The sequence below is a fragment of the Ignavibacteriota bacterium genome (assembly GCA_016713565.1).
Lineage (GTDB): Bacteria > Bacteroidota > Ignavibacteria > Ignavibacteriales > Melioribacteraceae.
Genome location: JADJOX010000003.1, coordinates 20005 through 32678 on the forward strand (window position 1 = coordinate 20005; position 12674 = coordinate 32678).

Here is a 12674-nt window from a genome sequence, read left to right on the forward strand (position 1 = left end):
CTTCCAATTATTGAGGCTTTTTCTTTCAATTCTGAAATTTCTATTCTTAGATTATTCTGGCTGTCTCGAAAATATTTTTAAACTACCGCCAAAGAGATTGAATGTATTAGATATATTACCACCAATTACTAAAACATCAACCCCAAATAATTCGATCCATGGTTTCAAGAAAATACCCAGTTTTCAACCAAAATCGTAGAAAAGCTATTGAACAATTTCATTTTCTTTCGAAATTTCTGCAAGTTCCTTCACTCCATTTAGTATTTAACCAGTTTTCTCAAAATAACGTTTTAGTAAACCACGGGCGAAAAAGTAATCATCAGCAGTTCCATTCTCTAATGGCAAATGCCAGACTGCTCCAGCAGGAAATACCTCATTACCATCAACAACAGGTATCCGGTTTGCAGAACCAAAACCTGTTCCTAGAGTAATAAGATAGCGAACAGTTCATACCCGCTGCTTTTCCTATCCAATCCTCACCAATTGCAAACGCTGTTGCATCGTTAAAAAACGAATTGGGAAATTATTATATATATAAAGTAACTTTCTTAAAAGTTTTGGAATGTTAAGTCCGTAAATATTTTCATATTTCCTATTTTCGCTTTTAAATAATGGAATGCCTTTAACATAATCAAAAGGTACTGGCATTGCAAATCCAATACCGTTAACTTTGAAATGTTTAGCTTTTTTTATGCAATCTGCTATAGTTTTTGACCAAATACTTAATATTTCATCAGCTGTCCCTTCATTAATTAATTCATTCTCAAAATGTGTTTCCGGCAAAAATTTTCTTTCTTCAAGGTTACACGCTGCGCAGCTATCGTGACTCGCTCCCACATCTACACCAATTGTTATTGATTCCATTTCTTCCTTTCAATTTTGATTGAGAATAAAATATTATAAGCTATAAAAAAATTCAAACTAGAGGTCTATGCCCAGTATATGGGTTAAAACTCTCATTTTCCAAAAAAGGTTCACCTTTTTATTCTTAGGAATTTTGAAAAACTAATTATTTCCTCATGAATCTGTTTTTTTTTCGTTCAAAAAATTCAGATTATCATTACAATCAATTTCATAATTATCATATAAAAGTTGAGAAAAAACTTCCCCAACTTTTAAAGTAATTTGAGAGTGAAAATAGTTTTCCAAAAATATAAAAGGACTGTCCTCATTATCAAGTAAACGACTAATTCGAAGAACGGGAAATCCAATTTTAATTGCACTGTATTCTTTCAAATCATTAAATAAGTGTATTATAAATCTCAAGAGGAAAAAATCTATTATTAAAATGCTCATATAAATCAATAATTCTGCAAATTAGTTCTTCACTAGTGAATAAAGAAGAAGCAGACTGGAGTTATCAATTTTTATATCTACTTTATTTTTTATTTTATTTCTTATTTCATAAATAATAGGTGAAATACTCAATTTTGATTTACTTGTTTCATTGCTTATCATAAAAATTGATAATCCCATAGAATACAATTTTATAATCATTATTATAATAGAGTAATCCAATCTTGACCTTTCAATAATGCTCCCCTTCCTCCTATTCCATTCTCTCTTACAGTTGTGACATTTTATTTTACCTCTTCTAATTTTTCTTAATGAACCGCTGTTACAGTAAATACATGTTTCAAACTTTTTAAATATCCTAGCTTCTCTTAAATATTCTTCTGCTTTTTCTTCATTATTTAAATATGGGAGGAATTCTTTAAATTTCATTTTAATCTCCGGACATAAAAAAAGCTGCCCATTTGGACAGCATTGTTAATGAATTGAAATTAGTTAATATTTCTAAATATCTTTTATGATTTCATCAAGATTTGAAAGTTTATCATGCAATTCCCTTGGATTGACTTTTGTATAGTGAGCAGTCATCTCCTCTGGTTTATGCCTCATCAAATACTCGCGTTCTTCATACTGTAAGCCGGTAATCAGCATATGAGAACTAAATGAGTGTCTCCATTTATGTACTGTCGCATTTTTTGCTATTCCAGCATTTTTTGCTGTTTCTTTACATTTATCTAATATTCATCTTTCTTTTATTTGATTGCCTTCCTCATTCGTAAATATAAACTCAGAGTTTGTTTTTGCTTCTAATTTTTGGATTATTTTAAATAAATGATTTGTGATCGGAATATTACTTTCTGAAAATTCTGTTTTGGTTTCATGCATTTCAGTTGTTCTTATAAGTATCATTCTACTTTCTAAATCAATTGAATCTTTGCATGTGAGATGCGTAAATTCTTCTATCCTGCAGCCGGTTAAAAATAAACCGGTAAAGATGTTTCTCAAATTTTCACTCATTTCTTGTTTGATAAAGGATTGTATTTCTTCTTTATTGTAATATTCATTTTCACGTTTAATCAAATTTTTCTTACTGATTATTGGAATTATTAAATGATCCATTGAATTCTTGGTAATATTATCCTTAGATACCTGATATTTAAATATTGCTTTCACAGTTTGCAAATATTGTGTAATTGTCATAGATGATGCTCCAGAACATTCTATTTGATAATAGCATATTTAACAAAGTGAGGTAAATTACATAACAACAGAAGTAGATAAAAAACTATGGAAGTTTTTATTTCCTGTAATTGAAACAAAAGTTCAAGTAAAAGATACAAGCTGATTGTACTTCCCTACTAATAAGTACAAAGCAATAATCAGAGAAGATAATAATGAACTGATTGCAATCCAGAAAAACACTTACCAATTAGTTACAAATGCGGAAGTGATAAAACCTGTTCTAGAACAGCTTAATGATCTTACGACCGACTGGTACATTGACCCGAGTCATTCATGTGTTGAAAACAGCAGAATGAGGTTACAGATTACCTTTCCCGAAATAACTCTTCACGATGGAGAAAGTGATATTGCTCTCAGTTTGTTTGTTCACAACAGTTATGATTAAAGTGAAGGAGTAAGAATGTTCTGGGGCGGAATAAGAAGCATTTTCAGTAACGGAAGTGTATTTGGTGAAGTATTGGATAAGTTCTACGCAAACACACATCGGGAATAATTGTTGAAAATCTTAAACAGCAGATTGAAGATACTTACGAACAAATCCCTCTCATTAAAGAAGAATCAACATACTTCAAAACCTAAAACTAGCAATTGATTACAAAGATCAGAGACAGAAAACTTTCGGCAAAGGGATTGCTGAATTTGTTGAAGAAAATCCGAAGGTAAAGAATCAATGGGTTTTGTATAATCAACTTACACATTACATATCACACTTTGTTCAGAAAAAAATCAGAGCATCCTATCAGATGAAAGTCAGTAAGATGTTTCAGCTATAAAGAGAGCCTTGCTCTCTTTAAGTTAAGAATTTATACAATATTAATATTTCATATTTGTAGATAATATTTTAATTTGTAATAGAATGTAATTTAATAAATATTGGCTGGTAATTTGCGCTGACGTTACGCTGCTATAACAAATATATTAAAAACTAGAATATGGGAATTATTATGGCAAATTTTAAAAAAGCAATTTGGCAAATTCTCCTTGTTAGTTTATGGATAAACATTTTTGAAACTTTAAGGTGGATGTTATTTGCAAAACCAGATATTGATATGCACTTCAAAGCAATTAATCTTGTATTGCCCAATGAACCCGTAAATAACATTCTCTGGCTTATATGGGGAATAATAATTGCAGTTATGATTTTTATTATTTCGAAAAAATTCAAAGTATTGCAAACAACTTTCATTGTTTGGATAATAGTATATGTTACGCATTGGATTGCTTTATGGAATTTTTCCGTATTACCAATCAATGTATTATGGCTGGCTGTTCCGTTAACTTTTATTAATATATTTGTTGGTGCTTTAATTTGCGGCAGATTTATAAGCAAATAAATAATTAATAAAAAAAGCATCTAACCCGTGCCTCATGCCTAAAGCTTTTTTTGCACAGGGCTTTTATGCAGTTTAAAAAGTAGTTGTTCCGTTTAATCTTCCTGTTAAAGATTATACAGTCAAAAAAAGTTTGTTCTAATTAAAAAGTTATTTAATAAATGTGGCATTGTTGTTTTGGGCTTCGGCTTAGGCACAACATAAACTGATCCGAGTTCTGAATGAATTTTAAAATAATAACCATAATCGTGATAGTTTATTTATATGGATTGTTTGAGTATTATGTGAACTATCAGCAAAAGAAGAAATTGAAAATTGTTAGCGTGAGAGATAAAGGAAGCCTATGGCTCATTGTGATTTCAATTACAGCTGGGTATTTACTTTCTTTTTCTATTGCAGCAACAAAAATTGGACGAATCTATTATTGGAATATATTGTTCACAATAGGATTATTTATCATTACGATAGGATTAATAATTAGGGTTATTTCCATTAGGCAACTCAAGCAATATTTTACTTATTCGGTTTCCAAAGTTGAAAATCATTTACTAATTGAAAAAGGGTTTTATAAATTCATTAGACATCCTGGCTATTTAGGTCAATTGCTAATTTTTACTGGTATTTCTATTTCATTATCAAATTGGTTAGCTGTAATTCTTATGTTACTATCGACTCTTGTTGGATATATAAATCGAATTAGAGTTGAAGAAAAATTTATGATTGAGCAAATGGGTGATATATATTCCAATTATCAGAAGAGAACAAAAAAACTAATACCAAAAATTTATTAAATAAACAGTGCCTAACAAGCGCCTCAACCCGACCGCTTTATTTTTCAAAAAGTTTAGAAAATAAAAAAAATCTAAACCCGAATTTTAATCAGCATAGTACTACCTACTTAACTTTATTTTCGAAAAGAAATTTACCAACTCGATGGGAATCTGGTTAAGTGTGCCGTGGGGGTATGGAACCAGAATCCTTGATCGCGAGTTTATTTTTTTTTCTTATGGTCTTATTGGTTGATTATTGGCTGTCCTAATAAGGAATTTATAAACTATATTAGCAAATTTGAGTTTAGTTATTAGTTTTTTTTGTCGAGGTGGAGAAATCATTTGAAAACTAAAAGAACTCTTAACCTTCCCTGATTCGGTCATATTCAGCAAATTGATTATCCAATGACAGCATTAAAGTGTGTTACCCATGAGTCATCTCCAATCCTCTATAACGATGCGGTTGAGTCCTTATATACCTACGAATGCTTCAATCTTTAATATCCAATATAACTTTTCAGATTTGATGACTGATAAATCTGCGTAAAAAATATTAGTAATAATTGTATGTTTTCAAAAGTTAATTCATGAAACAAAAATTATGAGATTACCAAAATATTGACTGTTTACAAAAAAATTTGTCAATTGAGTAACAATAGTTATCTCTATCGGACAAATTTTATAATCTTTAATTTTGGGTCTTACTTAACTTTTCGGGAAATCATTTTATTACCGTTTTGAATGATTTCAACACCGTCAACAATTCCGTCGTTATTCTTTTTAAACATTAACAAAACGTCAGCCATATCAATAAAAAAATCTGTTTCGGAAATCGGGAATAATTTGAATTTCTGTCCGTCCGGGCTGTTTCCCATCAAATTTCCTGATTCAATAAATACATTAATATTAACCCCAGGCTGGATTTCATATTTTCCGATGTAAGTATTTAATATTTCCTTATCAACTAAAGGTAAATTCTCAATTATTGTTGTAAAATCGGACTGAACTCTCCTATACGGGCATTTTTTTCTAAGATCAAAGTCGCCTGTTTCGGTATATTTGTCGCTAATTTTCCAATTATTATCAAAAATTCCCCGCGCAATAATAAGTTTATCGGATGGGAATCCAAGACTTCTGTTTACAACACTTCCATCTTTAATGAAGAAATCGAAATCCTCTTCGCCGTTTGTGTAAAAGTACATTCCAGCTGCAGATGTACCCCCGATAACTGTTACATATCTTTTATCATTCAACGGGTGCGGATAAACCATTTGTACACAGGCATCTTTTGCTTCAAAAACTTTACCCGATATTTCAATATTACTTGATGAAATTTTTAATGGAATTTTATTTCCTATTTTTTTAGTAATTAAATTTGCTTCCGCATCGCCGTATAGAATAAGCGAGTATTTTGCCATATCGATTTCACTCAATTCTGTATCAAGAAAAACACGCGGCTCATATTTTTGCCAGTTTTTCCAATAACTTACAAATTCAGTTGCTTTAATCCTGCACAATTTATTCATTAAAGTATCTTTGGAAGAAGTTCCGATAACAATTGCAAACGGAGTAGTTGTTACTTCCGAAATCGGACCTTCAATTTCGGGATTTTTAGATTTTGCAGAAGTTTTGTAATTTTTATCTGTAAGAATTATTTTGCCATCTTTTACCTCCACTTCACGGATATCATTAACATTCCAAACCACTGTAACGTTTTCTTTTGGATTTATCAGAGCAACAGGCGGAGTCAATTCAACGGAAATTACATTTTCAGTTGCCAATCTTATTGTGTTATTTATTAAAACTTCAGCTTCAGCTTCGATAAATGCAAAAGGATTTTCGCGCTGTAATACTTTTACCCAGTTTGATTTTGCTGAGTTTAAGGCAGCAGATCTTACTCTTACAGTTTTAGGCGCATTATTTTTTTTATGATTTAGAAACCACGAAATTACTTCATCTGTATATGGAATTCCTTCGTGACCGTAACCTGGATATTCGTGATAACGAATATCGTAACCCCATCTTTGAAGCATCTTTACGGCATATCGCGAAAAATTAACATCAACCGATTCGTCAATATCTCCGTGAGTAATGAATATTGGAGTTGTCAACATTGCGTCTGCTTGTGCAAAATTGCTGCTTCTTTCATTATAGAATTTTTCCCGCTCGGTTAGTTTCGAAATTTGTTCTTCCGTCATATTTACGTGATAATCCCAACCGCCGTATACTGGAGCAATTGCAGCAAAAATATCTGTATGCATTGTTCCAACACGCCAGGTTCCGCCACCGCCCATCGATTCACCTTTCAAATAAATCCGGTCTTCATCAACATTAAACATTTTATTTGCAAGCTCAATACATTTCAATACATCGTTCTCTCCTATTCCGGTGTAACTTGTATTTCCTCTTCCATGAGGTTCAATATCAATTACAGGGTATCTGTCAACCAAATCCATATGCCTTGAATCAATTGACCACCAATTTACATAAGGAGGATTTGCTCCGTAATACCCGTGAAGATTTACAACAAGAGGCCATTTTTTATCGGGGTCGTAATTCATTGGTAAATACGCGCGGCAAAATTGCGGAGTATTATCGGTTTCATCACGATAAGTAAGTCTTACAAATCCATTCGCGTGAACGGCAGAATTATTTACTGATTCCTCGTATTCCATCAAAGGTGAATAAAGCGTGCTTATTTTTGATGAATCGATATTTGATAAATCTTTTCCAACTCTGTCGATTATTAATTCCGAAAGCATAACATGAAGCATATCTTTTGGGGTTTCAGGCTTATTCGGCACGCTCGAAATTAAATCCTTGGCAGCTTTTACAGCGTCGCCTTTGTACCAGTATAAATAAGCGGTTAAAACTTGTCCTTTTGTGTTAATACTCGTTAGACAAATATCATAAATTCCATCCTTCCAATTTTGAGTATTGATAACTACTTCTTCTCCGCGTTTTACTTTCTTTTCCGAAACAACTTTTCCGCCTGCCGCAACTGCTTTAACAGTAACATCAATTTTTTGAATTTCCTTGTTTAAGGTTCTGTCGGTTTTAATAACAAGTTTGTTTTGGTCGGAAGATTTTATAATTTCGGGTGAAAGCTGGAATTCGTGAACAAGCGAAAAATTTTCCGGTTTTATTAATCTCATCCAAAAACCCCAAGTCCAGCCGCCATTCACTGATTTTAGAAGGATGGAATTTTCACCCATTAGTAAATCTACTTCGATCTGATTATTTTCACCGGACGCATTGCCATTCTTGTTCGAATAAACTCGTTTTCCATTCACCCAGATTTTACATCCCACATTGCTTCCGAAAGAAAGAATTTCTTTACCGGCATTCTGTCTGCTTATTTTTGTATAAGCATACCCAACTTTGTTGCTGTATGTAACATCTTCGAGAATATCGTAAAAATTAATATAGTTGTAAGGAGATTCATAATTTTTCCAATAAAATTTAAATCCATCGGGACGGGTATGAGTCATATCATTGACCGGTTGGATTTTCTCCTCACCGCTGTTTTCCTGCAAATAATCCGTGTCAAAACCATTTTCATCTTGATTCGGGAAACCTCCTATTATCAGCCAATCTCTTATAAAATCCTTTTGTGAACTTGCCCAGGGAAAGCGCGTTTCTTCTTTAATTGAAGTTTGCGCGTAAGTCTCGATACAAAATGTGAAAATCATTGTTACAACAAACCCAACTGTAAAACGTTTTGAGTAAATCATCTATGTATCTCCTAAATCTTGAACAAATATTTGCTTCCTACATTTATAATTTGAAAAATATTATGACGGCTTTAACACTTTAAGGTGACACCAAATTAGTAAATAACTATTGTAATATTTATTCAAATTGAAATGACTCCCCCGGCTTACTCTTTAATGCAGTAAAGTTTGTGAAAAAATAGTTGCAAATCTCAATGCAAGTAATATGAACACACCAAAAATAAATACTCTTAAACCGAAGTCAACACTAATAGGAAGACTTTGGAGCCATGGATTATTAATGGTATAACTTATTGGAGTTGAAATCGCAACAAATATGCCAAAATTCCAAAGAACTCTTTAGTAAGTAAAAACACTATTTCGAACTCTCCTGAACCTAAAACTTTGCGGATACTAACCTCTTTTTTCATTCTCTCAATTGAATAAGCCGATATACCCAATAAGCCTAGACAAGCTATGCTGATGGAAACAAAAGCAATAAACTAAATTTCCGATAGAGTTTAAAATATTTATTCCAGAATAGTTTTAACAGCTTTCTATGTTGTTAATTTCTGGGCTTTTAATTTATTTCCGTTAGCGGTCGGTATAAGAAACGACATACACTTTTTAATTCGTGTAAATACTTGCCCTTAACATAACCATTTAACCTATGGCTGTTATACAAACTTTTAGCGAAATATAAAATTATAATCAGAGTCATTCATAAAATTCATAAATGTCTCGTCCGACTAATTATTCTGTTTGATGAAATTCATCAATTCTCTGTCGTGGTTATTTACAATTCTGCATTCATTATCAAAATACATTGTAGCACCGTTTTGGGCAGTATAGTGTTCCCACTTTGGAAGTATACCTTCTACATTAGGATTAGCTGTTTTTATGAAGTTAATCCATGCAGAACTCATTTTGTCAGCTAATTTTTTGGCTGCTTCTGAATTGCCCGTCCAGTCGGGTCTCATGTCAACATTATTAAAAGCCAAAGGAATATCTAAACCATGAAAGGAACCTTTTGATTCATTATCAACTGAACTTTTCCATGCTAAAAAATAAACATAGATGAGGGCATTCGTCTCTGAAGCTCTTGCGTCAGCGGTTCGTATTATATTTGGTCTGAAAACCTCATCAATGGAAAGTAGATCCTGAGGTATAAAGTTTGGATAAGCCTTTGCAAATAACTCAATGTATTGATCAGTTTTATTACGATATTTTTTTGATAAGCGTTCTTTAGCCTGTTCAATTGTAAGATCTTTTTCGCTATATGCTGTTGGCATCATTTCATTTAGCGTAGAACCTATCATAAGCGGAATTTCATTTGAAATATCGGAAAATCCCGGACTAAAAGGTTGTTGAAGTAAAACCACTCCATCAGCAGAAGGTGCAAAGCCAAACATTGTTAGCGAGCCAGGTTTTCTTGGGCCCGAAATTTTTTCTATTGCATCGTTTCCAGCTTTTACAAGATCCTTGTATGGTATTGTATCTAGTTTTTCAACTTCTTTTGGTGTAAGCCCAAAACTTTCAAGTACAGCTAAGCCTAAGGCTTGTGATTTCTCTTTTGTCATCACATTTATAAGTGTACCGCTCTGGATAATTGCCTTATTAAATAAACCTTTTGCTGATGGCATACACATGAGTGTGCCAACTTTGCCGCCTCCGCCAGATTCGCCCACAATGGTTACATCAGACGAATTGCCTCCAAAATTATCTATGTTATTTTGTATCCACTCCAATGCTTTTACAATATCGAGCATACCTACATTTGCTGATTTTGAATATTTTTCACCACATACCGATAAATCAAGAAAACCAAGAATGTTCAACCTGTGATTTATAGACACAAACACTATATCACCTTTTTTTGCCAACGCTTCACCATAAGTCATCGGGTCATTGCTAGCTCCAATATGAAAACCTCCGCCATGCAACCAGAGCATTACCGGACGTTTTTTGCCATCCATTATTCCCTGTGTCCAAACATTCACACTGAAGAGTTCTTTTTCGCTTTGTACAGAATCGGGATACCATGGTACTACTTGCTTTGCAACAGGTCCAAAATCTTCACATTTAAGAATTTCTTCCCAAGAATCAGGATCCTGCGGAGGCATAAATCTTTCAGCTTTGGCGTAGGGCACGCCTTTAAAAGCATAAACATTATGGCTAAAACTACCAGATATATCCCCATAGGTTGTTTTTACGATCGGTTGCTGATTATTGCTTGTTTTTGACTTACATTCAATTACACAAAATTCTGCTGTAATAAAAAAAAGTAAAATAAAGTTAATTAATTGTCTCATAGTATTATAATTTATTATATATTTAAAAAATTTCAAGAGATAATGCTGAAATTTATTTTATTTGATTTGATTTTATCTTATTAGCATGGTGTCTTTTTATATAAGTCACAACTTAATTATACTCGCAATAATACAAAAATAAAAATATTTATTTAATTATTTAAGGGTAACTACTTTTTTCCAGAGTATAATAAGAACGAATTATGTGAATATTACTCAGTTGCGGGGAGTCCACTTTTATTGAAATTAAATTTTAAATAGAAGACGATTTTGAGTAAGTCTCTATAAAGTTTCAAAAATAATTGATTTTTTTAGTTATAAGTTGCATACCTATTTAGAAAAACTGCTATGGCAATTAGTACTAAACATCCAATTACATTATACCAGAGATATGGAATTGAAGTGAAAAAGTAAATTAAGATTACGATTGTTTCAGCAATTATTGCAGAATAAAAAGTTGCTGTTCCATTTACTTTTTTTAAATAAAATGCAATTAAAAATATTCCTAAAATCGTTCCATAAAATAATGATCCTAGAATATTCACAGCTTCAATTAACGAACCTAATTTGTTTGCGAACATTGCAAAACCGATTGCATAAAATCCCCAAAATACTGTTGTTAATTTTGAAACAAAAACATAATGTCTATCTGATCCATCTGATTTAATTAATCTTTTGTAAATATCAATTACAGATGTTGAAGCCAAAGCATTTAACTCTGCAGAAGTTGATGACATTGAAGCTGAAAAAATGGAAGCCAAAATTAATCCAATTAATCCCGCTGGTAAATAATTTATAACAAAACTGAGGAAAATATAGTTTATATCATTTGTATCTGCACTTGAATCAACTTTTTTAATTAAGCTTGTAACTTCTGATTTAAGTTTTTTTTCTTGGGCTACAGAATTATTTATTTTTTCAGAAATTGTATTAACATTTTCATTTTCTGAATTTTCTGCATCTAACATTTCCCTTAATTGATTTCTTTTTATTTTATGAATTTCATCAAACTGATTTTTAATATTTGAATATTCAGCTGAGTAATTGCTGTTTTTTACTTTTTCTAATTCAACAGAATTAAAGAAAAGAGGCGGAGTAATAAATTGATAAAACACAAAAACCATTGTTCCAAGAAAAAGTATACTGAACTGCATTGGAATTTTAATAATTCCATTTGCTAAAAGTCCCATTCTGCTTTGTGCAATTGACTTTCCTGATAAATATCTTTGCACTTGAGATTGATCTGTTCCAAAATATGATAAAGCTAAAAATGTTCCGCCGATTAATCCGGTCCAAATATTGTATCTGTCATACCAATCAAAATCGAAAGTAATTGCATTTAGTTTGCCCATTTTCCCGGCAATATGTGTGGCATCTAAAAATGAAATATCGTTTGGTAAATAATGCAAAATCATAAAGAATGCTGAGAACATTCCAAATGTAATTATTATCATTTGTAATAAGTGAGTTTTGTTAACAGCATCAGTTCCGCCGGAAGTGGTGTATAAAATTACAATTCCGCCAATTGATAAAATTGTAAGCTGAATATCCCAACCCAGTAAAATAGAAATAATTAATGCCGGAGCTAAAATTGTAAATCCGGCTGCCATGCCTCTTTGAATTAAAAAAAGCACACTCCCTAAAATTCTATTTTTTAAATCAAATCTTTGCTCTAAATATTCATAAGCTGTATAAACATTTAATCGATGAAAAATTGGGACTACAGTTATAGAAAGAATTATCATTGCAATTGGCAAACCAAGGTAGAATTGCACAAAACGCATCCCGTCAACATATGCTTGTCCAGGAGTTGAAAGAAATGTAATTGCACTTGCTTGAGTCGCCATTATTGAAAGCGTTACGGTGTACCAAGGAGTTGATCTATTTGCAAGCAGATATTCTTGAATATTTTTTTTGCCTCTGGTTTTCCAAATTCCATAAACCAAAACAAACAACAAAAAACCTATAAGAACAATCCAATCAAGAATACTCATTCATCGGCCAATTAATTAG

General features: G+C 32.0%; 10 protein-coding genes. 3 read left to right on the forward strand and 7 right to left on the reverse strand.

Going from position 1 to position 12674, the window contains the following annotated elements; translation table 11 throughout:
- Window positions 1-465 precede the first annotated feature (465 nt).
- The 4 genes from IPK06_02890 to IPK06_02905 form a co-directional block, all read right to left on the reverse strand.
- A complete protein-coding gene (locus IPK06_02890) occupies window positions 466-864 on the reverse strand; it encodes an ROK family protein (protein MBK7978960.1) in 399 nt (132 codons plus the stop codon).
- 453 nt (window positions 865-1317) lie between these two features.
- Complete coding sequence (locus tag IPK06_02895; protein MBK7978961.1) at window positions 1318-1725, reverse strand: hypothetical protein; 408 nt, start codon at window positions 1723-1725, stop codon at window positions 1318-1320.
- Window positions 1726-1797: 72 nt separating this feature from the next.
- Entirely contained in the window at window positions 1798-2034 is a 237-nt protein-coding gene (locus IPK06_02900) for a tyrosine-type recombinase/integrase (protein ID MBK7978962.1), read from the reverse strand.
- The gene (locus tag IPK06_02905; protein MBK7978963.1) at window positions 2035-2493 is read right to left on the reverse strand and encodes a tyrosine-type recombinase/integrase; all 459 of its coding nucleotides are present in this window, start codon (window positions 2491-2493) and stop codon (window positions 2035-2037) included.
- 145 nt (window positions 2494-2638) lie between these two features.
- On the opposite strand from IPK06_02905, the gene IPK06_02910 reads away from it, so the two are divergent.
- The 3 genes from IPK06_02910 (at window position 2639) to IPK06_02920 (ending at window position 4657) form a co-directional block, all read left to right on the forward strand.
- The gene (locus IPK06_02910) at window positions 2639-2920 is read left to right on the forward strand and encodes a hypothetical protein (GenBank protein ID MBK7978964.1); all 282 of its coding nucleotides are present in this window, start codon (window positions 2639-2641) and stop codon (window positions 2918-2920) included.
- 559 nt (window positions 2921-3479) lie between these two features.
- Window positions 3480-3869, forward strand: coding sequence for a hypothetical protein (locus tag IPK06_02915; protein MBK7978965.1), 390 nt, complete (start codon window positions 3480-3482; stop codon window positions 3867-3869).
- Window positions 3870-4087: 218 nt separating this feature from the next.
- Entirely contained in the window at window positions 4088-4657 is a 570-nt protein-coding gene (locus IPK06_02920; protein ID MBK7978966.1) for an isoprenylcysteine carboxylmethyltransferase family protein, read from the forward strand.
- A gap of 680 nt (window positions 4658-5337) precedes the next feature.
- Here the strand turns inward: IPK06_02920 and IPK06_02925 are convergent.
- The 3 genes from IPK06_02925 to IPK06_02935 all read right to left on the reverse strand — a co-directional run bounded on the left by IPK06_02925 (window position 5338) and on the right by IPK06_02935 (window position 12655).
- Window positions 5338-8370 (reverse strand): prolyl oligopeptidase family serine peptidase, encoded by a 3033-nt coding sequence (locus tag IPK06_02925; GenBank protein ID MBK7978967.1) that lies wholly within the window; start codon window positions 8368-8370, stop codon window positions 5338-5340.
- A 728-nt stretch (window positions 8371-9098) separates the two neighbouring features.
- The gene (locus tag IPK06_02930) at window positions 9099-10661 is read right to left on the reverse strand and encodes a carboxylesterase/lipase family protein (GenBank protein ID MBK7978968.1); all 1563 of its coding nucleotides are present in this window, start codon (window positions 10659-10661) and stop codon (window positions 9099-9101) included.
- Window positions 10662-10972: 311 nt separating this feature from the next.
- Window positions 10973-12655 carry a sodium:solute symporter gene (locus tag IPK06_02935; protein MBK7978969.1) on the reverse strand — a complete coding sequence of 561 codons (1683 nt, stop codon included), beginning with the start codon at window positions 12653-12655 and terminating at the stop codon, window positions 10973-10975.
- Window positions 12656-12674: the final 19 nt, after the last annotated feature.

Excerpts from the sequence above, each read along its gene's own strand:
- IPK06_02890 (MBK7978960.1), bottom strand. The coding sequence starts at position 864 with ATGGAATCAATAACAATTGGTGTAGATGTGGGAGCGAGTCACGATAGC.
- IPK06_02895 (MBK7978961.1), bottom strand. The coding sequence starts at position 1,725 with ATGAAATTTAAAGAATTCCTCCCATATTTAAATAATGAAGAAAAAGCA.
- IPK06_02905 (MBK7978963.1), bottom strand. The coding sequence starts at position 2,493 with ATGACAATTACACAATATTTGCAAACTGTGAAAGCAATATTTAAATAT.
- IPK06_02915 (MBK7978965.1), top strand. The coding sequence starts at position 3,480 with ATGGCAAATTTTAAAAAAGCAATTTGGCAAATTCTCCTTGTTAGTTTA.
- IPK06_02920 (MBK7978966.1), top strand. The coding sequence starts at position 4,088 with ATGAATTTTAAAATAATAACCATAATCGTGATAGTTTATTTATATGGA.
- IPK06_02925 (MBK7978967.1), bottom strand. The coding sequence starts at position 8,370 with ATGATTTACTCAAAACGTTTTACAGTTGGGTTTGTTGTAACAATGATT.
- IPK06_02930 (MBK7978968.1), bottom strand. The coding sequence starts at position 10,661 with ATGAGACAATTAATTAACTTTATTTTACTTTTTTTTATTACAGCAGAA.
- IPK06_02935 (MBK7978969.1), bottom strand. The coding sequence starts at position 12,655 with ATGAGTATTCTTGATTGGATTGTTCTTATAGGTTTTTTGTTGTTTGTT.